This window comes from Yokenella regensburgei, assembly GCF_003634235.1.
Taxonomy (GTDB): Bacteria; Pseudomonadota; Gammaproteobacteria; order Enterobacterales; family Enterobacteriaceae; genus Yokenella; species Yokenella regensburgei.
Genome location: NZ_RBIZ01000004.1, coordinates 349,876 through 376,023, shown reverse-complemented (window position 1 = coordinate 376,023; position 26,148 = coordinate 349,876). Strand labels below are relative to the sequence as shown.

At 56.1% G+C, this 26,148-nt stretch carries 23 protein-coding genes and 1 other RNA gene; 16 read left to right on the top strand and 8 right to left on the bottom strand.

Annotation, left to right across the window (positions count from 1 at the left end; genetic code table 11):
- Positions 1 to 9: 9 nt before the first annotated feature.
- The 7 genes from C7387_RS13200 to srsR all read left to right on the top strand — a co-directional run bounded on the left by C7387_RS13200 (position 10) and on the right by srsR (position 6,686).
- On the top strand, positions 10 to 1,272 hold the full coding sequence (locus C7387_RS13200) for a YlbE family protein (protein ID WP_006818377.1): 1,263 nt from the start codon (positions 10 to 12) through the stop codon (positions 1,270 to 1,272).
- Between the two features lie 40 nt (positions 1,273 to 1,312).
- The gene (locus tag C7387_RS13195) at positions 1,313 to 2,188 is read left to right on the top strand and encodes an oxamate carbamoyltransferase subunit AllH family protein (protein ID WP_244922375.1); all 876 of its coding nucleotides are present in this window, start codon (positions 1,313 to 1,315) and stop codon (positions 2,186 to 2,188) included.
- Positions 2,106 to 3,035 carry an HTH-type transcriptional activator AllS gene (gene allS, locus C7387_RS13190; protein WP_040903225.1) on the top strand — a complete coding sequence of 310 codons (930 nt, stop codon included), beginning with the start codon at positions 2,106 to 2,108 and terminating at the stop codon, positions 3,033 to 3,035. Before C7387_RS13195 ends, allS begins: the two co-directional genes overlap by 83 nt.
- Positions 3,036 to 3,194: 159 nt before the next feature.
- On the top strand, positions 3,195 to 4,055 hold the full coding sequence (locus C7387_RS13185; protein ID WP_006818380.1) for a small-conductance mechanosensitive channel MscS: 861 nt from the start codon (positions 3,195 to 3,197) through the stop codon (positions 4,053 to 4,055).
- 142 nt (positions 4,056 to 4,197) lie between these two features.
- Positions 4,198 to 4,833, top strand: coding sequence for an arginine exporter ArgO (gene argO / locus C7387_RS13180; protein WP_038255523.1), 636 nt, complete (start codon positions 4,198 to 4,200; stop codon positions 4,831 to 4,833).
- 90 nt (positions 4,834 to 4,923) lie between these two features.
- Positions 4,924 to 5,667, top strand: coding sequence for an oxidative stress defense protein (locus tag C7387_RS13175; protein WP_120816847.1), 744 nt, complete (start codon positions 4,924 to 4,926; stop codon positions 5,665 to 5,667).
- Positions 5,668 to 5,789: 122 nt separating this feature from the next.
- Complete coding sequence (gene srsR, locus C7387_RS13170) at positions 5,790 to 6,686, top strand: LysR family transcriptional regulator SrsR (protein ID WP_006818383.1); 897 nt, start codon at positions 5,790 to 5,792, stop codon at positions 6,684 to 6,686.
- On the opposite strand, the gene C7387_RS13165 is transcribed toward srsR, so the two are convergent.
- The 5 genes from C7387_RS13165 to argP form a co-directional block, all read right to left on the bottom strand.
- Positions 6,683 to 8,149, bottom strand: a complete 1,467-nt coding sequence (locus C7387_RS13165) for an acetyl-CoA hydrolase/transferase family protein (protein WP_006818384.1) — start codon at positions 8,147 to 8,149, stop codon at positions 6,683 to 6,685. The genes srsR and C7387_RS13165 overlap by 4 nt on opposite strands.
- A 25-nt stretch (positions 8,150 to 8,174) precedes the next feature.
- On the bottom strand, positions 8,175 to 8,960 hold the full coding sequence (gene scpB / locus C7387_RS13160) for a methylmalonyl-CoA decarboxylase (protein WP_120816846.1): 786 nt from the start codon (positions 8,958 to 8,960) through the stop codon (positions 8,175 to 8,177).
- A gap of 10 nt (positions 8,961 to 8,970) precedes the next feature.
- Complete coding sequence (gene meaB / locus C7387_RS13155) at positions 8,971 to 9,966, bottom strand: methylmalonyl Co-A mutase-associated GTPase MeaB (RefSeq protein WP_120816845.1); 996 nt, start codon at positions 9,964 to 9,966, stop codon at positions 8,971 to 8,973.
- On the bottom strand, positions 9,959 to 12,103 hold the full coding sequence (gene scpA, locus C7387_RS13150) for a methylmalonyl-CoA mutase (RefSeq protein WP_006818387.1): 2,145 nt from the start codon (positions 12,101 to 12,103) through the stop codon (positions 9,959 to 9,961). The genes meaB and scpA overlap by 8 nt, the downstream gene beginning before the upstream one ends.
- A gap of 206 nt (positions 12,104 to 12,309) precedes the next feature.
- Positions 12,310 to 13,203, bottom strand: a complete 894-nt coding sequence (gene argP / locus C7387_RS13140; protein WP_006818388.1) for a DNA-binding transcriptional regulator ArgP — start codon at positions 13,201 to 13,203, stop codon at positions 12,310 to 12,312.
- A gap of 148 nt (positions 13,204 to 13,351) precedes the next feature.
- On the opposite strand from argP, the gene rpiA reads away from it, so the two are divergent.
- A complete protein-coding gene (gene rpiA, locus C7387_RS13135) occupies positions 13,352 to 14,011 on the top strand; it encodes a ribose-5-phosphate isomerase RpiA (protein WP_006818389.1) in 660 nt (219 codons plus the stop codon).
- Between the two features lie 271 nt (positions 14,012 to 14,282).
- Positions 14,283 to 15,515, top strand: coding sequence for a phosphoglycerate dehydrogenase (gene serA, locus C7387_RS13130; RefSeq protein WP_006818390.1), 1,233 nt, complete (start codon positions 14,283 to 14,285; stop codon positions 15,513 to 15,515).
- Positions 15,516 to 15,549: 34 nt separating this feature from the next.
- Here the strand turns inward: serA and C7387_RS13125 are convergent, their stop codons facing one another.
- From C7387_RS13125 to zapA, 3 genes are all read right to left on the bottom strand, one after another.
- Complete coding sequence (locus tag C7387_RS13125) at positions 15,550 to 16,146, bottom strand: 5-formyltetrahydrofolate cyclo-ligase (RefSeq protein ID WP_120816844.1); 597 nt, start codon at positions 16,144 to 16,146, stop codon at positions 15,550 to 15,552.
- A gap of 24 nt (positions 16,147 to 16,170) precedes the next feature.
- Positions 16,171 to 16,354, bottom strand: a non-coding RNA gene (gene ssrS, locus C7387_RS13120) — 6S RNA.
- Between the two features lie 41 nt (positions 16,355 to 16,395).
- On the bottom strand, positions 16,396 to 16,725 hold the full coding sequence (gene zapA, locus C7387_RS13115) for a cell division protein ZapA (RefSeq protein WP_006818392.1): 330 nt from the start codon (positions 16,723 to 16,725) through the stop codon (positions 16,396 to 16,398).
- A gap of 165 nt (positions 16,726 to 16,890) precedes the next feature.
- On the opposite strand from zapA, the gene C7387_RS13110 reads away from it, so the two are divergent.
- The 7 genes from C7387_RS13110 to gcvP all read left to right on the top strand — a co-directional run bounded on the left by C7387_RS13110 (position 16,891) and on the right by gcvP (position 26,063).
- On the top strand, positions 16,891 to 17,469 hold the full coding sequence (locus C7387_RS13110) for a YecA/YgfB family protein (RefSeq protein WP_087943250.1): 579 nt from the start codon (positions 16,891 to 16,893) through the stop codon (positions 17,467 to 17,469).
- A 24-nt stretch (positions 17,470 to 17,493) separates the two neighbouring features.
- The gene (gene pepP, locus C7387_RS13105) at positions 17,494 to 18,810 is read left to right on the top strand and encodes a Xaa-Pro aminopeptidase (RefSeq protein ID WP_120816843.1); all 1,317 of its coding nucleotides are present in this window, start codon (positions 17,494 to 17,496) and stop codon (positions 18,808 to 18,810) included.
- Entirely contained in the window at positions 18,807 to 19,973 is a 1,167-nt protein-coding gene (gene ubiH / locus C7387_RS13100) for a 2-octaprenyl-6-methoxyphenyl hydroxylase (protein ID WP_038255509.1), read from the top strand. Before pepP ends, ubiH begins: the two co-directional genes overlap by 4 nt.
- Positions 19,974 to 19,984: 11 nt before the next feature.
- Complete coding sequence (gene ubiI, locus C7387_RS13095) at positions 19,985 to 21,187, top strand: FAD-dependent 2-octaprenylphenol hydroxylase (protein ID WP_120816842.1); 1,203 nt, start codon at positions 19,985 to 19,987, stop codon at positions 21,185 to 21,187.
- Positions 21,188 to 21,610: 423 nt separating this feature from the next.
- Entirely contained in the window at positions 21,611 to 22,705 is a 1,095-nt protein-coding gene (gcvT, locus tag C7387_RS13085) for a glycine cleavage system aminomethyltransferase GcvT (protein ID WP_038255505.1), read from the top strand.
- A gap of 27 nt (positions 22,706 to 22,732) precedes the next feature.
- On the top strand, positions 22,733 to 23,122 hold the full coding sequence (gcvH, locus tag C7387_RS13080; RefSeq protein WP_006818399.1) for a glycine cleavage system protein GcvH: 390 nt from the start codon (positions 22,733 to 22,735) through the stop codon (positions 23,120 to 23,122).
- A 67-nt stretch (positions 23,123 to 23,189) separates the two neighbouring features.
- Positions 23,190 to 26,063, top strand: a complete 2,874-nt coding sequence (gene gcvP, locus C7387_RS13075) for an aminomethyl-transferring glycine dehydrogenase (RefSeq protein WP_120816841.1) — start codon at positions 23,190 to 23,192, stop codon at positions 26,061 to 26,063.
- Positions 26,064 to 26,148 lie beyond the last annotated feature (85 nt).

The window sequence follows — 26,148 nt, the reverse complement described above, 5'->3', positions numbered from 1 at the left end:
GGTACAGATATGTATTCATCAATTGCGCAGGCTAACGAAGCCATCATTGAACGAATTAAAGCAGCGCGTCCTCACTGGATAGCGGTTCGCCCGGCGAAAGAAGCGGTGCCGGTGCTGGCGCAGGGGCGCAAGCTGCTGCACGCCGGGCCGCCGATCGCGTGGCAGGATATGACCGGACCGATGCGCGGAGCCTGTATCGGCGCGGCCATGTTTGAAGGTTGGGCGAGCAGCGAAGCCGACGCGGTGCGTCTGCTGGAGCAGGGCGAAGTCGAGTTTATTCCATGCCACCATGTGGGCGCAGTGGGTCCCATGGGCGGTATTACCTCGGCGACCATGCCGGTGCTGGTGGTGCGTGATGTGGTGCACGGCAATGAGGCCTGCTGCAACCTGAACGAAGGCATTGGTAAGGTGATGCGCTTTGGTGCCTACGGCGAAGACGTGCAGCAGCGTCTGCGCTGGATGCGCGATACCTTAGCTCCGGTGCTACAGGCAGCGCTCAGCGAGATGGAAGGTGGCGTGGATCTGACCGCCATGATGGCGCAGGCTATCACCATGGGTGATGAGTTCCATCAACGTAATATCGCCGCTTCTTCGTTGTTGCTGCGCGCGCTGTCGCCGGTTATCGCCCGTCTTGATCGCGATAAAGCCGAGCTTGCCGATGTGCTGCAGTTCCTGAGCGTCACCGACCAGTTCTTCCTGAACCTGGCGATGGCCTACAGCAAAGCGGTGATGGACGCTGCGGCAGAAATCAAAGCCGGATCGGTTGTCACCGCCATGACGCGAAACGGTCGTGAGTTCGGGATCCGCGTTAGCGGCACCGGCGATCGCTGGTTTACTGCTCCGGTGAATACGCCGCAGGGGCTGTTCTTCACCGGCTACAGCCAGGCCGACGCGAACCCGGATATCGGCGACAGTGCGATTACCGAAACGTTGGGTATCGGCGGCGCTGCGATGATTGCGGCCCCGGGCGTTACGCGCTTTGTTGGTGCCGGCGGTATGGGGGCTGCGCTGGAAACATCAGAGGAGATGGCTGAAATTTATCTCGACCATAACCCGTTGTTCCAGATCCCGTCGTGGGATTTCAAAGGTGCCTGTCTCGGTCTGGACGTTCGTCGGGTAGTCGAAACCGGTATTACGCCGCTTATCAACACCGGTATTGCCCACCGCGAAGCCGGGATCGGGCAGGTGGGGGCAGGCACCGTGCGTGCGCCGCTGCTGTGCTTTGAAAAAGCGCTGGAAGCACTGGCAGAGCTGCATCATATCAGCGCCTGACAGGTAGGGGCGGCACAGGCCGCCCCGGAGTTGATTCATTATGAATATTGATGCACTGGCCTGTGCCGGGCTCGACCGTCTCGCCGATGGTTACTGGAGCCTGCACAGCCGTTTTACCCAGGCGGTAAACTTTTCCCATCGCAACGGGCAGTTGCTGACCTTCTGGCGCTATGGCAAAGGCATGGGGCCCGGCGGGCTGCTGCTGTCGACACGCGACTTCTCCTTAATCTCCACGCTTCAACACGTTGAAAAGCAGGGCCTGCGTCTGCAGGGCGACGGCATGGTGCTGCGCGCCCGGCGAGTACTGGCGCTGATGGCAGGGCATGGGAAGCTATGCCGCCCGGCGCTCTCTTCGCTGCAGGCGCCAACCGGCCTGTGCGGTTCTCTCCATGAACTTAACAGCGAGCAGGAAGATTACCGGTTGCTGCGGGATGGGCTGCGGATCTGGCACCGAGGTGGTGTACCGGAGTGGTCAATGCTTATCGGCAAGGGGCCGGGGCTGACTCCCGGCGGCGATGATATGCTTACCGGTGCGATGGCGGTGCTGTGGACGACGCCCTGGGCCGCAAGATTGCAGGGAACCGCGTTTTTACCCCCTGCCGGTCAACTCGCTTTTCTGACAACCTCTGTAAGCTGTAGTTATCTTAATAGCGCCAGAGAGGGAATGTTCTCCACCCCGGTATTACGCGTGTTGCGACACCTGCAGTCGGGACGTAACTCGCTCCCCGCCATTCGACGTTTATTGTCTGTCGGGCATACCTCCGGCGCGGATATACTGACCGGCATGGTGGTGGCGCTGGACTGGCTACAGACATTGCAATGCGGGAGGGATCATGCTGGATCAGGAAACTATTCGAACGTTTATTCGGGTTGCGGAGACGGAGAGCTTCTCCCGTGCCGCCAGCGCGTTACATAAAACACCGGCGGCGATAAGCTACCGCATCAAAACGCTGGAGGAGCAGGTCGGCACACAGCTTTTTCTGCGCACCACCCGTTCGGTGAGCCTGACGCTTGCCGGGCAGCATCTGCTGGAACATTGCCGCCAGTGGCTGAACTGGCTCGATGCTATGCCGGACGAACTGCAGCAAATTAACGAAGGTGTAGAAAGGCAGGTGAATATTGTAGTGAACAACCTGCTGTACCAGCCGCAGGCCGCCGCAGATTTACTCACCTGGCTGCATCAGCAATATCCCTTTACTCGTTTCCAGGTCTCGCGCCAGGTGTATATGGGCGTCTGGGATTCCTTACTGTACGACGATTTCCACCTGGCGGTAGGCGTCACCGGATCGGAGTCGCTCTCTAACACCATCTCATTATTACCTCTCGGCGATGTCGGCTGGCAATTTGTGATTGCCGCGTCGCATCCGCTGGCCAGCCACCCGGCACCGGTACTCTCCGACGATATCTTGCGTCGCTACCCGGCCATTAATATTGATGACACTTCGCGAACGCTGACCCGTCGGGTGGCGTGGCTGTTGAGCGGGCAAAAAGAGATCAAGGTGCCGGATATCGCCACCAAGCTCGCCTGTCATTTAAGTGGGCTGGGCGTCGGTTTTCTGCCCGAGCGCCTGAGCCGCCCCTACGTGGAGTCGGGGGCGCTGGTGGTGCGTGAAGTGGTAAATCCTCGCCGTCCTTCGCCACTTTCGGTGGCATGGAAAGTCGCCGACAGCGGAAAGGTTGTGACCGATATTGCCCGCCTTTTCGCGCAAAAAGACCCGTTAGTGAGTGGGTTTTTACGCATGATCGACCGGCCCGTGGAATAATCTCTTTACGCCATAGAATCTTCTTATTTTACGTTTTGCTGTGGCTCAGGTGATTCTGAAAAATGGCAAATTCTGTGAATTTTGTTAACCTTTGTCGTTAACTTTTTTTGTGATGCTGATCTCATTGGCATGGTTAGGGTTCTTCAAAAGGAAGGGTAAATGGAAGATTTAAATGTTGTCGACAGTATAAATAATGCCGGTGGCTGGCTGGTGCGCAACCAGGAGCTGCTGTTGAGCTATGCCGTCAACATCGTCGCGGCGCTGGCCATTGTTATCGTCGGTATGATTGCGGCACGGATCATTTCCAACACCATCAATCGTCTGATGGTGGCACGTAAAATTGATGCCACTGTGGCGGATTTTCTGGCCGCACTGGTGCGTTATGCCATCATCGCGTTTACGCTGATTGCGGCGCTGGGTCGCGTGGGTGTGCAGACCGCATCGGTCATCGCGGTACTCGGTGCCGCGGGTCTGGCCGTTGGTCTGGCACTGCAGGGCTCGCTCTCTAACCTGGCGGCCGGCGTGCTGCTGGTGATGTTCCGTCCTTTCCGCGCCGGTGAATATGTTGACCTCGGCGGCGTCGCCGGTACCGTGCTGAACGTACAGATTTTCTCCACCACCATGCGTACCGTGGATGGCAAAATCGTGGTTATCCCGAACGGGAAAATCATCGCTGGCAACATCATCAACTTCTCCCGCGAGCCGGTACGCCGTAATGAATTCATCATCGGCGTGGCCTACGACACCGATATCGACAAGGTGAAAGCGCTGGTGATGCAGATCCTGCAGTCTGACGATCGTATTCTGAAGGACCGTGAGATGACCGTGCGTCTGAACGAGCTGGGTGCTTCCTCAATCAACTTCGTTATTCGTGCGTGGAGCAAAAGTAGCGATCTGCAGGCCGTATACTGGGACGTGCTGGAGCACATTAAGCGTGACTTCGATGCCAACGGTATCAGCTTCCCGTATCCGCAGATGGATGTGCACGTGAAGCGTTCAGCAGAAAGCAGCGCAGAGTAAAATGCAGAGGGTCGGTTTAACCGGCCCTTTTTACATTAATGCTAATTAGCAACTCTAATGTCTGATTAATATTATCAATTTCCTCTAATGATTCTCTCGCGTTATAGTCTCGCTCATTAACGAACTGTACGAGAAAATTATCGTGTTATCTTATTATTTTCAAGGTCTTGCTCTTGGTGCTGCCATGATCCTGCCGCTAGGTCCGCAAAACGCCTTTGTCATGAATCAGGGGATCCGTCGCCAGTATCATCTGATGATTGCTCTGCTGTGTGCGGTCAGCGATCTGCTGCTTATCTGCGCCGGGATTTTTGGCGGCAGCGCACTGTTGATGCAGTCGCCGTGGCTGCTGGCGCTGGTCACCTGGGGGGGCGTAGCGTTCCTGCTGTGGTACGGTTTTGGCGCGCTGAGAACGGCGATGAGCAGCAACCTTGAGCTGGCGAGCGCTGAGGTGATGAAGCAGGGGCGCTGGAAGATTATCGCCACCATGCTGGCGGTGACCTGGCTCAATCCGCATGTTTATCTCGATACCTTTGTGGTGCTGGGAAGCCTGGGCGGACAGCTTGAGATGGAACCGAAGCGTTGGTTTGCGCTCGGCACCGTCAGCGCCTCATTCCTGTGGTTCTTCGGTCTGGCGCTGCTGGCCGCCTGGCTGGCCCCGCGTCTGCGAACGGCTAAAGCGCAACGCATCATCAATATTCTGGTCGGTCTGGTGATGTGGTTTATCGCTTTTCAGCTGGCGAAAGAAGGTGTTACGCACGTTCAGTCCCTGTTCAACTAAGCGTTATCTTATGGACTTTTGCCGGTCTGAAGCTAAGCTTGCTGGCATGCGCCCTGTTTTGGGTGAACTACGTAACAAGGAGGAACGACAGTGAAATTCAAAGTGATGGCCCTGGCGGCATTGATTGGTTTAAGTGCAACCGCGGTCCAGGCAAATGAATTGCCGGATGGCCCGCACATTGTCACCTCTGGCACAGCGAGCGTGGATGCGGTTCCGGATATTGCGACCATGTCCATTGAAGTCAATATCGCCGCGAAAGACGCCGCGACCGCGAAGAAACAGGCTGACGATCGCGTGGCGCAATACCTCTCTTTCCTTGAACAGAGCGGTGTCGCGAAGAAAGACATTAGCTCCGCTAACCTGCGCACGCAGCCAGACTACGACTATCAGAACGGCAAAAGCGTCCTTAAAGGCTACCGCGCAGTGCGCACCGTTGAGGTCACTCTGCGTCAGTTAGACAAGCTGAATTCTCTGCTGGATGGCGCGCTGAAAGCGGGTCTGAACGAAATCCGTTCTGTATCGCTTGGCGTTGCGCAGCCAGAGTCCTATAAAGATAAGGCGCGTAAAGCCGCTATCGATGATGCTATTCATCAGGCAAAAGAGCTGGCCGCTGGTTTCAACAGCAAGCTCGGCCCGGTGTACAGCGTGCGCTACCACGTTTCTAACTATCAGCCGAGCCCGATGGTACGGATGATGAAAGCCGCCGATGCCCCGGTATCTGCGCAGGAAACCTACGAGCAGCCGACGATTCAGTTTGACGATCAGGTTGATGTGGTGTTCCAGCTGGAGCCCGCAGCGGGTCAGGCAGTGGCAACGCCTGCTAAAGCGCAGTAATGATTGCAGACCCGGCTACCCAGCCGGGTTTTTTCTGTGAGTAACTGTAAAAATGAGACCGCACCGCGAGTCTTTTTTTTGGTCTGAATGAGGATATGCCATAGTGATTTTATGAGGTGACTATGGATATTTTTATCTCAAAAAAGATGCGTAATTTTATTCTGCTGGCACAGACCAATAACATCGCCAGAGCTGCAGAAAAAATACATATGACCGCATCACCCTTCGGGAAAAGCATCGCCGCACTGGAAGAGCAAATAGGCTATACGCTGTTTAATCGTAAAGATAATAACATCAGCCTCAATAAGGCCGGGCAGGACCTGTACCAGAAACTCTTTCCTGTCTATCAGCGGCTCTCAGCTATTGATAACGAAATCCACAACTCTTCTCGTCGCCGACGGGATGTCGTTATCGGAATCGACAATACCTATCCGACCATTATTTTTGACCAGTTGATTAGCCTTGGTGATAAATACGAAGGGGTGACCACCCAGGCGGTGGAGTTCAGCGAGAATGAGGTGATCGATAACCTGTTCGACCGGCAGCTTGATTTTATTATTTCACCGCAGCATGTTTCCCCTCGCGTGCAGGGGCTGGAAAACTTGGCGGTCAGTGAGCTACCTCCTTTGCGTCTGGGGTTTCTGGTATCCCGGCGTTACGAGGAAAAACAGCCGCAGGATCTGCTGCGAGAGCTACCCTGGCTACAAATGCGTTTCCAGAATCGGGCCAATTTTGAGGCGATGCTGGATGCCTGGATGCGCCCCAGCGGGATCAACCCGACGATTATTTATCGTCCTTACAGCTTTATGGCCAAGATCAGCGCGGTGGAGCGTGGACAGTTTCTGACGGTGATTCCCTATTTTGCCTGGCGCTTAGTGAATCCGTCGACGCTGAAGTATTTTGATGCTCCCGGCAGCCCAATGTACATGCAGGAGTTTCTCTATTCGCTGAAAAATCATCGCTATACCACCACGATGCTCCAGCAGATTGCTGAGGATCGTGATGGTACGGAAAATTAACCCAGCATAGAGCCGGTTTCCAGCAGGTGACGATGCAGATCGAACGCATGGCTGAGATCGTGATGGATATGTCCGCCAGGGGCGTTTTCCAGATAGTGGTGCAGATAATCGCGGTACAGAGGATGGGCGCAGTTGTCGATGATGGTGTGCGCCCGTTGTAGCGGGGATAATCCGCGCAGATCGGCAATCCCCTGTTCGGTGACGATCACTTTGACGCTGTGTTCGCTGTGATCGACATGGCTACACATAGGCACGATGGCGGATATTTTCCCCTCTTTGGCAATCGACGGAGCCATGAATATCGACAAGTAGGCGTTGCGTTCGAAATCGCCGCTGCCGCCAATACCGTTTATCAGGTTCACCCCCGCGACGTGCGTGGAGTTGGCGTGGCCATAGATATCGAATTCCAGACCGACGTTGAGCGCGATAACCCCCAGCCGACGGATGATCTCCGGGTTATTGGAGATCTCCTGCGGGCGCAGCACTATCCGGCTGGCGAAGAAATCCATATTGTCATAAATGTTCCGCAGAGATGGCGCAGATACCGTCAGGCTGGAGGCGCTGGCACCGGTGACTTTACCTGTTTCCAGCAGATGTACCACCGATCCCTGCAGCACTTCTGAATACATCATAAAAGGTGGAATATCGGGGTTCTCACCGAGTCTCGCCATGACCGCATTGTTAATATTACCGACGCCGCTTTGCAGGGGCAGAAATTCTGGCGGAATGCGTCCGCGCGCCATCTCTTCCAGCAGGAAGGAGACCACATTGTCAGCGATTTGCTGGCAGACAGGATTGGTTTTATCCAACGCATTTCCGGCATCGGGTAGCTCGGTTTCGACTACCGCGATGATTTTTTTCGGGTCTATCTGAACGTACTGGCTGCCTATGCGATCCATGGTATGAAAAATGGGGACGCTGTTACGGCGCGGCGGCGCCCCGGGGATCACAATGTCGGCAAGCTCCGCCACTCGTGGGCTATGGTAATGATTCAATTCAATAATGACTTTTTTCGCCCGCAGCAGCCAGGTGGGCGCATTACCGATACCACTGGAAAGCCAGATCCGACCATCAGGCGTAATGGCGGAGGCTTCGATGACAGCGACATCGATGTCGCCGAAAAAACCGTAATTAACCATCTGCGCCACTTCACTCAGATGGAGGTCGATAAACCTTACCTGGCCCTGATTGATTTTCTCACGCAGGCCGGGTGACGTTTGATAAGGCGCACGCCAGGAAAGGGCGTCAGCCTTTGATAGCGCATCATCAGCGGCTGCGCTAATTGATGCTCCGGTCAACAGGCGGATCTGGAAGGGCTTCCCGGCCAGATGCTGTTCGCGGGCTCGTTGGGCAATCGCAGCGGGCAGCGCTTTTGGGGAACCTGCGGGCGTAAAACCGCTGAACGCCACCATATCATCGTGCTGGATAATTTCTGCCGCTTCTTCGGCATTCATCTGTTTCATGCCCGTCTCCTCCCGCTAAACGGTATTAATGGCCGACAAAATTGGGTTTACGTTTTCCCAGAAACGCGTTCATCCCTTCCTGATAATCATCGCTGTCGTAAACGGCGCGACGCATACCCTGAATGCGTTCAAATTCATCGGAGTTCATGGTGTGCGCTTCGCCAAGGACGCGCAGCTCTTCCTTAATGACCGCAATTGCCAGCGGCGCTTTTTCCGAGATGTGGTGCGCCATCTGCAGGGTGAAATCCTCCAGCTCTTCGGCATCGACGACGTGGTTGAGAATGCCGACCGCCAGCGCGCGCTGCGCGGAGATCGGCAGGGCGGTGAAAATCAGCTCTTTAACGATATGGAAACCCGCATCGCGGGTCAGGTTGTGAATACCCACCAGGTTATATGGCACACCGAGGTTGACCGGGGTCATTGAGAACGTTGAGGTTTCGGCGGCGATGATCAGATCGGAACTCATGATCATTTCAAAAGCGCCGCCCCAGACGCTGCCCTCGACCATCGAGATCACCGGTTTGGGGTATTTTTGGATCATGCGGGTTATCTGGCGTAGCGGATCGTCATAGGAGAGCGGATCGCGACGTCCGGTGGGCAGCTCGTGAATGTCATGCCCGGCAGAGAACACTTTTGCTCCGCTCGGGGCGCGCAAAATGATGCAGCGAATTTCAGGGCGATTGAGATCGCTGAGTGCCCTGGTGAGATCGTCAATAAACACTTTGCTCAGCGCGTTAAGCTTGCGGGCATAATTGAATTCAATGACCGCAACTTTCTGAATGATAACAACCTTGACGTAGTGATAAGACATAATGTTCTCTTTATTCAAAGTAATGATGCTGGATAAATTCGCTGATATGCCGCAAACCGGCGCGCGGCGAAAGGTCATTTTTTTTCACTGACAGCAGCGTTTGCTGGAAATAGCGTTTGAAGTCAGCGTGGGCAAAGAGCAGGTGTAGCGCTTCTTCTTCGGTCTGCTTTTGCAACCAGTCCACGGCCTGCAGCTGACGGTTTTTTTTGAGCCGACCGCTGTCGGTAAGACGTGTCTGAAAGTCGGATATCGCTTGCCAGACTTCCTCGATACCGCGTTTTTCGAGTGCGCTACAGGTCAGAACCCGTGGCTGCCACTCGTCATATTTGCGGCGCAGAATGTGCAGGGCGGATTCGTACATATGGCGGGCAATGGCGACCTGGTTGCGGTTATCCCCGTCATCCTTGTTGATGACAATCAGATCTGCCATCTCCATAAGCCCTTTTTTAATGCCCTGGATCTCATCGCCGCCGCCTGCTGTCTGTAACGAAATAAAGCAGTCGACCATATGGGCAACTTCGGTTTCGGACTGCCCGACGCCGACGGTCTCGACAATCACCACGTCGAAGTTTGCCGCCTCGCAGAGCAGCATGAGCTCGCGTGCGCGCTGGCTGGCGCCCCCTAAATGTCCGCTGGACGGTACCGGGCGAATGAAGGCTCCCTCTGCGCGCGCCAGCTGGGTCATCCTGGTTTTGTCGCCAAGAATGCTGCCGCCGCTGACCGGACTGCTGGGATCGACCGCAATCACGGCGACCCGCAATCCCCGACGAATCAGCAGCATCCCGAAGACTTCCAGAAAGGTGCTTTTCCCCGCGCCCGGCGTGCCGGTGATCCCCAGGCGCAGGGCGCGACCGGTGAACGGCATAATGGCGTCCAGCAGCTGTGTGCTTAGCGCCTGGTGACGAGGATGATGGCTTTCAACCAGCGTCATGGCCTGGGCGAGCGTGGCGCGATCGCCCAGACGCAGGAGACGGACGGAATCCGCAAGCGTGGTGGCGTTAATCATGATGCTGGCTGATGCGGGTGAGTACATCGCGGACGCTATCGAGCATCGGGGTGCCGGGGCCGTAAATGGCCGCAACGCCGCGCTCGTGCAAAAAAGCATAATCCTGTGGAGGGATCACACCGCCTGCCACCACGCAGATATCCTCACGACCCCACGCTTTGAGGGCTGTAACCAGCTGTGGAATCAATGTCTTATGGCCTGCGGCCAGCGATGAGGCGCCGATGACATGGACATCATTTTCTACTGCCAGGCGAGCAATCTCTTCCGGTGTCGAGAACATCGGGCTGAGATCGACATCGAAACCAAGATCGGAGTAGGCGCTGGCGATCACTTTTGCACCGCGATCGTGGCCATCCTGGCCCATTTTGGCGATCAAAATGCGTGGGCGACGACCGTTCTCTTCCAGGAATCGATCCGTTTGCGCAAGAATGGCATCGAACTCGTCAGCCGATTTATCAGACTGATGGTAGCTTTGCGCAATCACGCCGGTAACGCACTGGCTAGGGACCAGATAGCGGTCAAAGGCGGTTTCCAGCGCGTCGGAAATTTCCCCGAGCGTGGCGCGAACGCGTGCGGCTTCAACGGCGGCGGCCAGCAGGTTTTCATGATGTTGCGCCGCGTGGGTCAGCGCCGTTAGCGCATTTTTGACGGCAGCGTTATCGCGAGTGGCGCGGATATGCTGCAACGAGGCAATCTGCTCGTTGCGCACTTTCACGTTGTCGATTTCCAGCACCGCGGTTTCGTCTTCTTTATCCAGCTTGTACTTGTTGACGCCGACGATGACCCGCTTGCCCTGGTCGATCAGCGACTGTTCGCGCGCCGAGGCTTCTTCAATCATGCGTTTGGGGAGCCCGGCCTCGATCGCCTTCGCCATCCCTCCAGCCTCATCAATCTGTTGGATGATGGTGCGCGCCTGCTTAACGATCTGATCGGTGAGTGATTCGACGTAATACGATCCCGCCAGTGGATCGACGGTGCGGCAGATCTCTGACTCTTCCTGGATGATTATCTGAGTATTACGCGCGATGCGGGCCGAGAAATCCGTAGGCAGACCAAGCGCCTCATCAAAGGCATTGGTATGCAGAGACTGTGTCCCGCCGAGCGTGGCACCGAGCGCCTCAATGGTGGTACGGACCACGTTGTTATAGGGATCCTGCTCGGTCAGGCTCCAGCCTGAGGTCTGGCAATGGGTGCGCAGGGCTAAGGATTTCGGGTTGGTGGCGCCAAAACTACTCACCGCTTCGCTCCACAGATAGCGGGCGGCGCGCAGCATCGCGACGTTCATAAACAGATCCATGCCGATGCCAAAAAAGAACGACAGACGTGGGGCGAAGTCGTCAATTTTCAGCCCGGCAGACAGCGCGGCTTTAATATATTCAATGCCGTCGGCCAGGGTGAAAGCGACCTGCTGTACGCAGTTGGCGCCGGCTTCACCCATGTGATACCCACTGATGCTGATGGTGTTAAAGCGCGGCATGTTGCCCGAACACCAGGCAATGATGTCGGCGATAATGCGCATCGAGGGTTTGGGTGGATAAATGTAGGTGTTGCGGCACAGATACTCTTTCAGAATATCGTTCTGGATAGTCCCGGTCAGCTGCTCTGGCGTAACGCCTTGCTCCTGGGCTGCCACGATATAAAACGCCATCACCGGCAATACCGCACCGTTCATGGTCATTGATACGGACATCTTATCCAGCGGGATCTGGTCGAACAGCACCTTCATGTCTTCGACGGTATCAATCGCCACCCCCGCTTTGCCGACATCGCCCGCCACGCGCGGGTTGTCAGAGTCATAGCCTCGGTGAGTGGCAAGGTCAAAGGCGACTGAAAGCCCTTTTTGTCCGGCGGCGAGGTTACGGCGGTAAAATGCGTTGGACTCTTTGGCGGTGGAGAACCCGGCATACTGACGAATTGTCCATGGCTGGGCGGTATACATCGTGGCGCGCGGGCCGCGGACGTAGGGCGGCAGGCCGGGGAGCGTGCCGGTGACTTCCAGATTATCGAGATCGGCTTCGGTATACAGTGGCTTGATGGCAATCCCTTCCGCCGTTTGCCGTTCCAGCGATGCCACGGTTTGTTCCCGTCTGCTGAGCTCTTTGTTGGCGAGTTTTTGCCATTCCAGCGTGTTAACCATTTTTTGCTCCGTATTACGCAATAATTTGAATATTTGCGAATACGGTGAGCTCTTTCAGCGGGCTTGTCGCCAGCAAAAAATAGCTAACAGGGCGTCGTTTTTTGCCGCGTGCTGTATTTTATTTTGTGATGGATTTCAAAGACGTGGTGGAGATAACGTGAAAAGGCGGGAGCCGGATAACCACGCGTTATCCGGCGATAAACGGCTTAATTCTGACGCAGGACTTTGTGGCCATATTCCACGAGCGCGTCGGTAACCCGGCGCATCATGCGGCTTTCTGGCGCAAAACGATGCCAGTAGAGCATCCGGCGCTGGAACAGACCTGGGGTCAGATCGATAAGTTCGCCAGAGGCCAGCTCCTTTTCAATTTGCAGATGCGGGATCATACAGCAGGTGGTGCTTTGACGTGCCAGCTGCACGAAGGCTTCCGACGAGTTCACGATGTGGCACGGCACGCTGCCCGGCGGCAGATCGAAGTGCTGCTGCAAAAACGCCTGATGCATGTCGTCGAGATGATCGAAAGCGACGACGGGGGCTTTCAGCAGCGATGCGCGGGTGACGCCGTTCGGGAAATAGCGCTCGGCAAAAGGCTTTGAGGCAACGAACAGGTAGTCCAGCGCCCCGAGTTGATCCACCAGACAGCTTGGCAGCGCCTGGGGCTGAATACTCACAGCGCCTACCACTTCACCCCGACGCAGGCGCTCCTGAGTGCGCGTTTCGTCTTCCACCTGTAAATTCAGGCGGATAGGGGAGTTTGCCAGTACGCCCGCCAGCGCAGGCAGCAGCCAGGTGGCCAGGCTGTCGGCGTTGACCGCCAGCGAAAGCAGCAGCGGGGTTGAGCCGGTTTGTTCATCCCCCAGCCATTCCTCTTCCAGGAGTTCAACCTGACGCAGCAGCGCCAGCAGCTTTTGTCCCTGCTCGGTCGGGCGGGGGGGAACGGTACGCACCAGCAATGGCTGGCCGAACATGTTCTCCAGCTGCTTAATACGCTGCGAAACGGCGGACTGGGTAATACACAGCTTCTGCGCGGCGCGCTCGAAGCCTCGTTCCCGGATGACCGCATCCAGCGCCTGTAGTGTTCTGTAGTCAGGTCGTTTCATCAGATCTGGCTAACTCCTGTGATGTCTGTTGTTCGCACTATGACATAAATTTGTCTTTGATACAGACCAAATTGGTGAGCTGGCATGACACATGCTTTCCGGTAATGTTTTATAATGCCCGCACCTAATCACTCCATGGGTAAGAATCATGACGCAGGATGAACTGAAAAAAGCAGTAGGCTGGGCAGCACTTCAGTATGTACAACCGGGCACCATCGTTGGTGTCGGTACGGGGTCCACGGCGGCGCATTTTATTGACGCGCTGGGCACCATGAAAGGGCAGATTGAAGGGGCGGTTTCCAGTTCGGACGCTTCTACCGAGAAACTGAAAAGCCTCGGTATCACCGTATTCGATCTTAACGAAGTTGACCGTCTGGGGATTTACGTCGACGGTGCCGACGAAATTAACGGCCACATGCAGATGATTAAGGGCGGCGGCGCGGCTTTGACTCGCGAAAAGATTATCGCATCTGTCGCAGACAAGTTTATCTGCATCGCGGACTCCTCCAAGCAGGTCGATATTCTGGGCAACTTCCCGCTGCCGGTTGAAGTGATCCCGATGGCCCGCAGCGCCGTAGCGCGTGAGCTGGTGAGACTCGGTGGCCGTCCGGAATATCGTCAGGGCGTAGTGACCGACAACGGTAACGTGATCCTCGACGTGCACGGGATGGAAATCCTCGATCCTGTCGCGATGGAAAATGCCATCAACGGCATTCCGGGCGTGGTGACGGTCGGTCTGTTCGCCAACCGTGGTGCAGATGTTGCGCTGATTGGCACCGCCGACGGCGTCAAAACCATCGTGAAATGATCTGACGGGAGGCATTGTCCTCCCGTAAAAATTTTTGCCTGGTGATATTTGGTGACTTCTGTCACATTTTGTTAGCGCATCTGTTAATCATTCTGTCATATTTCTCTGCATTAGCATTTTCTCCTGCCTTTTCCCCCTGTATGACATTTCCTCAAATGCCTGACGCAAACGTTCATATTGCCGCGATAGTTTTTTTTGATATGTTGCTTAGACGGACTTTCGTTCAACACAACACAAGACAACATCACAAGCAGAAAGACAGGGCGGGGAAATGGCTAAGGTATCACTGGAAAAAGACAAGATTAAGTTTCTGTTGGTTGAAGGCGTACACCAGAAAGCGGTGGATAATCTTCGTGCCGCAGGTTACACCAACATCGAGTTTCACAAAGGTGCACTCGATCCTGAGCAACTGAAAGAGTCGATCCGTGATGCCCACTTCATTGGCCTGCGTTCCCGCACCCATCTGACCGAAGAGATCTTCCAGGCGGCGGAGAAACTGGTGGCCGTCGGCTGCTTCTGCATTGGCACCAACCAGGTTGACCTGATGGCAGCGGCCAGCCGGGGTATCCCGGTGTTCAACGCCCCGTTCTCCAATACCCGCTCGGTGGCAGAACTGGTTATCGGTGAACTTCTGCTGCTGCTGCGCGGCGTACCGGAGGCCAACGCCAAAGCCCACCGGGGTCTGTGGAACAAGCAGGCTGTAGGTTGCTTTGAAGCTCGCGGCAAAAAGCTTGGGATCATTGGCTACGGCCACATTGGTACCCAGCTTGGTATCCTGGCGGAATCGCTCGGCATGCACGTCTTTTTCTATGATATCGAAAACAAACTACCGCTCGGCAATGCCACCCAGGTTCAGCACCTCTCCGATCTGCTGAACATGAGCGATGTGGTCACTCTGCACGTGCCGGAAAATGCCTCCACTAAAAACCTGATGGGGCCGCATGAGCTGGCGCTGATGAAGCCGGGCTCGCTGCTGATTAACGCCTCTCGCGGCACCGTGGTGGATATCCCGGCGCTGTGCGATGCGCTGGCGAGCAAACATCTGGCCGGGGCGGCGATTGACGTCTTCCCGACGGAGCCTGCCACCAACAGCGATCCGTTCAACTCACCGCTGTGTGAGTTTGATAACGTGATCCTGACGCCGCATATTGGCGGCTCAACCCAGGAAGCGCAGGAAAACATTGGTCTTGAGGTGGCGGGGAAACTCGCGAAGTACTCTGATAATGGCTCTACGCTCTCCGCCGTTAACTTCCCGGAAGTTTCACTGCCGCTGCACGGCGGGCGTCGCCTGCTGCACATCCACGAAAACCGTCCGGGCGTACTGACCGTGCTGAACCAGATTTTTGCCGATCAGGGCGTCAACATTGCCGCGCAGTACCTGCAGACAACGCCGCAGATGGGCTATGTGGTTATTGATATTGAAGCGGAAGAAGATGTGGCGCAGAAAGCGCTGCTGAGCATGAAGGCGATCCCGGGGACTATCCGCGCCCGTATGCTGTACTAATCTCTCTCAATCCCTCTCCCGTCGGGGGAGGGATTTAAAACTGCCACACTTTTGACGGCGTGATGACCGCAGGCAGTGGAATATCCCAGGCTTCGGCCGGGATCGCTGCAACCTGCTGGCAGTCATGGGCATAGCCCACGGGCTGAGTACCGTGCTGGTGATAGTTTTGCAGAGTCCGGTCGTAGAATCCGCCCCCCATTCCCAGACGCTGCCCCTCGGCATCAAACGCCACCAGAGGCACAATCAGCACATCGAGTTCCGCCAGCGGAAGAACGTCACGCACGTCAAGCGCAGGTTCGCGGATCTTAAACTGATTCACCACCAGTTCACTGTGTGGATGATAGTGTAAAAACAGCAGATTGCCGGGGCTGAAGGGGTGAATTACCGGAAGGTAAACACGTTTGCCTGCCCGCCACAGCTGCTCAATCAGCGGCTGGGTGTCAAGCTCACCGTCAAAGGATAAAAACACCGCAACGGTATGGGCCATTACTAACGGCGGATACGCCATCATGCGGGCGGCGGCCTGTTGGGCAAAGTGCTGTTGTTGGGAACTATTGAGCGAACGACGGCGTTGCCGGATGGTCTGGCGAAGTGACTGTCGGGATATCGTGACTTCAGGAAGTTGCGTCATGATGCATGGTAGTGGAAGAAAGAGGGAATCTCCGAGATGCCGCCGCAGGCTGTAACCCTTGAACCCTTGGTTCAAGGTGAATGCGTCGTCACAATTTTAAGGCTTCTCGGACGGACCGAGCATGCTCACCAATCGTGGAGCGCCACATTCTTGTGGTATGAAATATCGGCTCAGGGGACTGGCCCGCTTGCGAACATCTCAGAGAAATTTTGTCTTCAGGGTTACTCTACCACAGGTGACCATGAAGTGTTATTCAATCTTTTGTCCCGTTCTTTCTGTTATGCGACCCTGGTCAAGCAATGCTTGTTCTATGGTCTGCTGTAACATCCGAATACGCTGCTCCATACTGGAGGCGTAATCGCGGGTTTTCACCTTTTCCTGAGTCAACTCATAGCTGATATTCAGCGCGGCAATAAAGACCAGTTGCTCAGTATTTGTGACTCTAGTGCGTTCTTTCAGATCTTGCAACCGCTGATTCAGATCGTCCGCGGCCTGTTGAAGGGCATCCCTTTGTTCAGGCGGGCAATTCACTCGCAGTGAACGGCCAAAAATTTGGATATCGACGGGTTGTGCAGACATGCCACCTTCCTGCTGATTGACTGCGCGGCCTTCACACCCTGACCGGGTCTGCGAAGGGGCGACACTATAGCTACCCTGGTATGAAGATACAAGCCCTTTTCTGGTATCACCAGGGTCCAAAGTGGTAGCATATCACGATATTCCCCCCAACGACGATGAATGCGCATGTCTATACAGAACGAAATGCCTGGTTACAACGACCTGAACCAGTTATTGAATCAACAGGGTGTGGGCTTAACCCCTGCCGAAATGCACGGTTTGCTGAGTGGGATCCTCTGTGGCGGAAACAACGACAGCAGCTGGCAGCCGCTGGTTCACGACCTCACTAACGAAGGTCTGGCCTTCAGCCACGATCTGTCCGAATCGCTGCGTAAAATGCATGCCGCTACCAGCGATGCGCTGGAAGACGACGGCTTCCTTTTTCAGCTTTATCTGCCTGATGGCGACGACGCGACGGTGTTCGATCGCGCCGATGCGCTGGCCGGCTGGGTTAACCACTTCCTGCTCGGTCTTGGCGTGACGCAGCCGCGTCTGGATAAGATAAAAGGCGAAACCGGCGAAGCGATTGACGATCTGCGCAATATTGCCCAGCTCGGTTACGACGAAGAAGAAGATCAGGAAGAGCTTGAGATGTCGCTTGAAGAGATTGTTGAGTACGTGCGCGTTGCGGCGCTGCTGTGCCACGACACCTTCGCGCGTCCGCAGCCAACGGCCCCGGAAGTACGCAAGCCAACCCTGCACTAAGAAAAAAATAACACTGGAGGCGTCATGACCCAGCAGGAATTTGACCGTCGACGCCAGGCTCTTCTGGCGCAGATGCAGCCCGGCAGTGCGGCGCTGATTTTCGCCGCCCCCGAGGCGATTCGCAGTGCGGATACGGAATACCCGTACCGCCAGAACAGCGACTTCTGGTACTTCACCGGATTTAACGAGCCGGAAGCAGTACTGGTGCTGGTGAAAAGCGACGAAACCCACAACCACAGCGTGCTGTTTAACCGGGTTCGCGACCTGACCGCGGAGATTTGGTTTGGGCGTCGTCTGGGTCAGGAAGCGGCACCACAGGCGCTGGGTGTCGATCGGGCGCTAGCCTTCAGTGAAATCAATCAGCAGCTTTATCAGTTGTTAAACGGACTCGACGCCATCTATTTTGCTCAGGGTGAATACGCCTGGGCTGATGAAATCGTCTTCCGCGCGCTGGATAAACTGCGTAAAGGATCCCGTCAGAATCTGACGGCCCCGGCGTCGGTCGTCGACTGGCGACCGCTGGTGCACGAGATGCGCCTGTTCAAATCGGCAGAAGAGATAGCCATACTGCGCCGGGCAGGTGAGATAAGCGCGCTGGCACATCGCCGGGCGATGGAAAAGTGTCGACCTGGAATAATGGAGTTCCAGCTGGAGGGCGAGATCCACCACGAATTTACCCGTCATGGTGCGCGTTATCCGTCCTATAACACCATCGTCGCAGGCGGGGTTAACGGCTGTATTCTGCATTACACCGAGAACGAGGCGGCACTTAACGACGGTGACCTGGTGCTGATCGACGCGGGCTGTGAATATAAAGGTTACGCCGGTGATATTTCGCGCACCTTCCCGGTGAACGGTAAATTTACCCCAGCGCAGCGTGAGATTTACGACATCGTGCTGGCTTCGCTTGAGCATGCGCTCGCCCGCTATCGTCCGGGTACGACGATTGCGGAAGTGACCAGCGAAGTGGTGCGCATCATGATTAATGGGCTTGTGAAGCTTGGTCTGCTCAAAGGCGATGTCGATCAGCTCTTCGCGGAGAACGCCCATCGCAAATTCTTCATGCATGGCCTGAGCCACTGGCTGGGGCTGGATGTGCATGATGTCGGTGAGTACGGCGTTGACCGTTCACGCGTACTCGAACCGGGGATGGTACTGACCGTTGAACCGGGCTTGTATATCGCTCACGACGCCGAGGTGCCCGCTGAATATCGCGGCATTGGGATCCGTATTGAAGATGACATCGTTATCACTGCCGACGGTAATGAAAACCTGACCGCGAGCGTCGTGAAGCATGCCGATGACATCGAGGCGCTGATGGCCGCAGCGAAAGCCGTATGAGTATTATCATCGTCGGCGGAGGCATGACCGGCGCGACGCTGGCGCTGGCAATATCGCAGCAGAGCGGCGGGAAAATGCCGGTGCATCTGATTGAAGCGGTAGCGCCTGAGAGCCAGCAGCATCCAGGGTTTGATGGCCGTGCTATTGCGCTGGCGGCGGGCACCTGTCAGCAGCTTGAGCGCATTGGCGTCTGGCAGGCTATTCGCGACTGCGCGACGGCAATTGAGACCGTTCACGTCAGCGATCGCGGTCATGCCGGTTTCGTCACTCTCGATGCCGAAGATTATCGTCTTCCTGCGCTCGGGCAGGTAGTGGAACTGCACGACGTCGGCCAGCGCCTGTTTGCTCTGTTGCGTAAAGCGCCGGGTGTGACGCTGCACTGCCCGGCTCGCGTCACTGAATTTACCCGTAGCGAAGACGGTGTCAGCGTGACGCTCGACGGTGGTGAGATCCTGCAGGGTAAACTGCTGGTGGCCGCCGACGGTTCGCGTTCGGCGCTGGGCGAACAGTGCGGTATTCACTGGCAGCAGCAGCCGTATCAGCAGCTGGCGGTGATTGCCAATATTACTACCGCGCTGCCGCACGAAGGCCGCGCGTTCGAGCGTTTTACCGCTTCTGGCCCGCTGGCGATGCTGCCGATGTCGAAAGGGCGTTGTTCGCTGGTCTGGTGTCATGCACTGGAACAGCAGGATGACGTACTGAGCTGGTCAGATGCGCGTTTTTGCGATGAATTGCAGAAAGCTTTTGGCTGGCGGCTCGGGCGAATTACCCAGGCCGGGAAACGCAGCGCCTACCCGCTGTCGCTCACCACGGCTTCGCGCGCGGTATCGCACCGTCTGGCGCTGGTGGGGAATGCCGCGCAAACGCTGCACCCGATCGCCGGACAGGGTTTTAACCTTGGGATGCGCGACGTAATGACGTTGGCTGAGATGCTGGCGACGGCGGCAGACCCGGGTGATTATGCGTTGCTGTGCCGTTACCAGGCGCGGCGTAGCGAAGATAAATCCGCCACCATCGGCGTGACCGATGGGTTGGTACATCTGTTTGCCAACCGTTGGGCACCGCTGGTGGCGGGCCGTAACGTTGGTTTGATGGCGATGGAAATCCTGACCCCTGCCCGTGACGCGCTGGCGGCGCGCACCCTCGGCATGGTGGCGAGATAAGGAGCATTAGAGTGCAAAGTGTTGATGTCGCTATCGTTGGCGGTGGCATGGTTGGACTGGCGGTTGCCTGCGGCCTGCAGGGCAGCGGATTACGCGTTGCAGTACTGGAACAATCTGTTCCCGAGCCGCTGGCCGCAGAAGCAGCGCCTGCGTTGCGGGTGTCGGCAATTAATGCCGCCAGTGAAAAACTGCTGACGCACCTTGGCGTCTGGTCATCTATTCTGGCAAATCGTGCCAGCTGCTACCACGGCATGGAAGTGTGGGATAAGGACAGCTTTGGCCGTATCGCGTTTGAAGACAGCAGCCTCGGTTACAGCCATCTTGGTCATATCATTGAAAATGACGTTATCCACTATGCGCTGTGGCAAAAAGCGCAGCAGTGCCGCGACGTCACTCTGATGGCACCTGCCGCGCTGCAGCAGGTGGCGTGGGGTGAAAACGAAGCCTTCATTACGCTAAAAGACGGCAGCATGCTGACCGCGCGAGTCGTGGTGGGCGCCGACGGCGCCAACTCATGGGTGCGTCAACATGCGGATATTCCGCTGGCCTCCTGGGACTATCGCCATCATGCGCTGGTGGCAACCATTCGAACTGAAGAGCCACACCAGGCCGTTGCCCGGCAGGCGTTCCACGGCGAGGGCATTCTGGCTTTCCTGCCGTTGAGTGACCCGCATCTCTGTTCAATCGTCTGGTCATTGCCTCCGCTGGAAGCCGAGCGGATGCAGGCGGCCAGCGATGAGGCGTTCAATCAGGCGCTGAATATTGCCTTCGACAACCGTCTGGGGCTGTGTTCCCTGGAAAGTGAGCGTCGGGTATTCCCGCTGACCGGACGCTATGCCCGTCAGTTTGCCGCGCATCGACTGGCGCTGGTAGGGGATGCTGCGCATACCATTCACCCGCTTGCCGGGCAGGGGGTAAACCTTGGCTTTATGGATGCCGCAGAGCTTATCGAGACGTTAAGGCGCCTGCATAGTGAGGGTAAAGATATCGGTCAGCACCTGTACCTGCGCCGCTACGAGCGCAGCCGCAAACACAGCGCTGTGCTGATGCTTGCCGGTATGCAGGGATTCCGCGAACTGTTTGCCGGAGAAAACCCGGCGAAGAAACTGCTGCGCGATATTGGTCTGAAACTGGCGGATACGCTCCCCGGCGTGAAACCGCAACTGATTCGTCAGGCGATGGGCCTCAACGATCTTCCTTCCTGGTTACGTTAACTGCGTCACACTTCTTCTCCCGGCCTGTGCGCCGGGAAGTCTCTCCTCGTTTGAAATAATCTAATTCCAGCAACTTTTTCGCATTAGATTTAGTAATGCGGTGAAATTTTCGCTACGCGAATTTTGTCCCTTTTCCCGCACAAAATGTCAGCTTGTCCTGAACTGCTGGCCATAGTTGTTAATTTTATGTGGTATTAATCGCATTTTTCCAGTCGATAACTCTGTACAGTTTTTTGCTCGTTTTGGTCATAAGCTAATGTGATGACCCACTTTGCCTTATGGTTTACCGCTCGTTTCGGTGGTAAGTTCAGGCTAAAGAGAACGTTTGCGTCGATGCCCGGGAATGGGCGTCGACGATGGGTTTTGTGGCACAAATGTTGCCGCAAAATGCGTGCTGGCCCTTGCTTATTCAACGAGGAAAAGATGGCTCAACAGACGCCTTTGTATGAACAACACACGCTGTGTGGCGCCCGCATGGTGGATTTCCACGGCTGGATGATGCCGCTGCATTACGGCTCCCAGTTAGATGAGCACCACGCTGTTCGTACGGGTGCCGGTATGTTCGACGTTTCGCATATGACGATAGTCGATCTGCACGGCAGCCGGACCCGGGAGTTTCTGCGCTATTTGCTGGCAAATGACGTCGCAAAACTGACGATCCCCGGTAAAGCGCTTTACACCGGCATGCTCAATGCCTCCGCAGGCGTCATCGATGACCTGATTGTTTACTTCCTTTCTGATGATTTCTTCCGCCTTGTCGTTAACTCAGCGACCCGTGAAAAAGACCTTGCCTGGATTAGCCAGCAGGCTGAACCGTATGGTATCGACATTACCGTGCGTGACGACCTGTCGCTGATTGCCGTGCAGGGGCCTGAGGCTAAGGCCAAAGCGGCAAGTCTGTTTACTGATGCCCAGCGCAAAGCCGTTGAAGGTATGAAGCCGTTCTTCGGCGTGCAGGCAGGAGATCTGTTCATTGCCACTACCGGTTACACCGGTGAAGCGGGCTATGAAATCGCGATGCCAAATGAAAAGGCGGCGGATTTCTGGCGGGCGCTGGTGGAAGCTGGTGTGAAGCCGTGCGGTCTTGGCGCGCGTGACACCCTGCGCCTGGAAGCGGGTATGAACCTCTACAGCCAGGAGATGGACGAAAGTATCTCTCCGCTGGAAGCCAACATGGGCTGGACTATCGCCTGGGAACCGGCTGAGCGTAATTTCATTGGCCGCGACGCGCTGGAAGCTCAGCGTGCAAACGGCACTGAGCAGCTGGTAGGCCTGGTTATGACTGAGAAAGGCGTTCTGCGCGGCGAGCTGCCGGTGCGCTTTACCGATGCCCAGGGCAACCAAAAAGAAGGCATTATCACCAGTGGTACCTTCTCACCAACGCTGGGTTACAGCATTGCGCTGGCTCGCGTGCCTCAGGGCATTGGCGACACGGCGATAGTGCAGATTCGTAACCGCGAAATGCCGGTGAAAGTGACCAAACCTGTTTTTGTTCGCAATGGCAAAGCCGTTGTGTAATCGATTATTTTTTCTGGAGAATTTTGAATGAGCAACGTACCTGCAGAACTGAAATACAGCAAAGAACACGAATGGCTGCGTAAAGAAGCGGATGGCACTTACACCGTCGGTATTACCGAGCACGCGCAGGAGCTGCTGGGTGACATGGTATTTGTCGACCTGCCGGACGTGGGTAAAAACGTTGACGCAGGCGATGACTGCGCGGTAGCGGAATCTGTAAAAGCAGCATCCGATATCTATGCTCCGATTAGCGGTGAGATCGTCGCGGTTAATGACGAACTGAGCGATTCTCCGGAACTGGTTAACAGCGATCCGTACACCGACGGCTGGATCTTCAAGATCAAAGCCAGCGACGAATCTCAGGTTGCTGCTCTGCTGGATGCTGCCGCATACGAAGCCCTGTTAGAAGACGAATAAGGTTTTTTTCCTCTCCCTCAGGGAGAGGAAATCTTAAAATCACTGCATGTTTCAGGAACCATCGCTCATGACCCAGACTTTAAGCCAGCTTGAAAACCGCGGCGCTTTTATTGAACGTCACATTGGACCGGACACTCAGCAACAGCAGGAGATGCTCAACACCGTAGGCGCTGATTCGTTAAACGCGCTCATCGGGCAGATTGTGCCTAAGGATATCCAGCTTGCCACACCGCCGCAGGTGGGTGAGTCGACAACCGAATTTGCAGCGCTGGCAGAACTGAAAGCCATCGCGGGTCGCAACAAGCGCTTTAAGTCTTACATTGGCATGGGCTACACCGCCGTGCAGCTGCCGCCGGTTATCCTGCGCAACATGCTGGAAAACCCGGGCTGGTACACCGCATACACCCCGTATCAGCCAGAAGTATCTCAGGGCCGTCTCGAATCATTGCTGAACTTCCAGCAGGTAACGCTGGATCTGACCGGACTGGATATCGCCTCCGCTTCTCTGCTGGATGAAGCAACCGCGGCGGCAGAAGCCATGGCGATGGCAAAGCGCGTCAGCAAACTGAAAAACGCCAACCGCTTCTTCGTGGCGGCGGACGTTCACCCGCAGACCCTGGACGTGGTGCGTACCCGTGCCGAAACCTTCGGTTTTGACGTTATCGTTGATGACGCTGAAAAAGCGCTGGATCACCAGGACGTCTTTGGCGTACTGCTGCAGCAGGTTGGCACCACCGGTGAAATTCACGACTACAGCAAACTGATTGCTGAGCTGAAATCCCGCAAAGTGGTGGTCAGCGTCGCCGCTGACTTCATGACCCTGGTCATGCTCACCGCGCCTGGCAAACAGGGTGCCGACATTGTCTTCGGTTCCGCGCAGCGCTTCGGTGTACCGATGGGTTACGGTGGCCCACATGCCGCATTCTTCGCGGCAAAAGATGAATTCAAACGCTCTATGCCTGGCCGTATTATCGGGGTATCGAAAGATGCTGCGGGTAACACGGCGCTGCGCATGGCGATGCAGACTCGCGAGCAGCATATCCGTCGCGAGAAAGCGAACTCCAACATTTGTACTTCCCAGGTGCTGCTGGCTAACATTGCCAGCCTCTACGCGGTGTTCCATGGTCCGGTTGGTCTCAAGCGTATTGCGGGCCGTATTCATCGTCTGACCGATGTGCTGGCGACCGGCCTGCAGCAGAAGGGCCAGAAGCTGCGTTTTGCTCACTACTTTGACACCCTGTGCGTAGAAGTGGCGGACAAAGCAGCAGTGCTGGCTCGTGCTGAAGCGGCGGAAATCAACCTGCGTAGCGACATCGTTGGCGCGGTGGGGATTACCCTCGACGAAGCCACAACCCGTGAAGACGTGCTGAATCTGTTTACCGTGTTCCTTGGCGACAATCACGGCCTGGATATCGATAAGCTCGATAAAGAAATTGCCCTCGACAGCCGCTCTATCCCGACTCCGATGCTGCGTGATGACGCTATCCTGACCCATCCGGTGTTTAATCGCTATCACAGCGAAACGGAGATGATGCGTTATATGCACTCGCTTGAGCGCAAAGATCTGGCGTTGAACCAGGCGATGATCCCGCTGGGCTCCTGCACCATGAAGCTCAACGCCGCCGCAGAAATGCTGCCGATCACCTGGCCGGAATTTGCCGAACTGCACCCGTTCTGCCCGACAGAGCAGGCGGAAGGCTATCATCAGATGATTAGCCAGCTCTCCGAGTGGCTGGTGAAGCTGACCGGTTATGACGCAATCTGCATGCAGCCGAACTCCGGCGCGCAGGGCGAATACGCGGGCCTGCTGGCGATCCGTCACTATCACGAAAGCCGCAACGACGGTCATCGTGATATTTGCCTGATCCCAAGCTCCGCGCACGGCACTAACCCGGCGTCTGCCCAGATGGCAGGGATGCAGGTAGTGGTTGTGGCTTGTGATAAGAACGGTAACATCGATCTCGCCGATCTGCGTGCAAAAGCAGAACAAGCGGGTGAGAACCTCTCCTGTATCATGGTGACCTATCCGTCTACCCACGGCGTGTACGAAGAGACGATTCGTGAAGTATGCGAAATCGTACACCAGTTCGGCGGTCAGGTTTATCTCGATGGCGCAAACATGAACGCTCAGGTGGGGATCACTTCACCGGGCTTTATCGGTGCCGACGTCTCTCACCTCAACCTGCACAAAACCTTCTGCATCCCGCACGGCGGTGGTGGCCCGGGTATGGGGCCTATCGGCGTGAAAGCGCACCTGGCTCCGTTCGTGCCGGGCCACAGCGTGGTGCAAATTGAAGGTATGCTGACCCGTCAGGGTGCGGTTTCTGCTGCACCGTTCGGCAGCGCTTCAATCCTGCCAATCAGCTGGATGTACATCCGTATGATGGGGGCTGAAGGCCTGAAGCAGGCGAGCCAGATGGCTATTCTGAACGCCAACTACATCGCGTCCCGTCTGAAAGACGCGTTCCCGGTGCTGTATACCGGCCGCGACGGTCGCGTGGCGCACGAATGTATTCTGGATATTCGCCCTCTGAAAGAAGAGACCGGCATCAGCGAGCTCGACATCGCTAAACGCCTGATTGACTACGGCTTCCACGCACCGACCATGTCGTTCCCGGTTGCGGGTACGCTGATGGTGGAGCCGACGGAATCGGAAAGCAAGGTGGAGCTGGACCGCTTCATCGATGCGATGCTGGCTATCCGTGCTGAAATTGACCAGGTGAAGCAGGGTCACTGGACGCTGGAAGATAACCCGCTGGTAAACGCACCGCACACCCAGAATGAGCTGGTGAGCGAGTGGAACCATGCCTACACCCGCGAGCAGGCGGTCTTCCCGGGAGGCTTTGCAAACAAATACTGGCCGACGGTGAAACGCCTGGATGACGTTTACGGCGATCGTAATCTGTTCTGCTCTTGTGTACCGATGAGCGATTACGAGTAACCACATCGGTTTACGGTTTGATTAAGGGCGCTCCGGCGCCCTTATTTTTTGGAGATAATTCATTTTCTGCCGGATAACGTTTTCA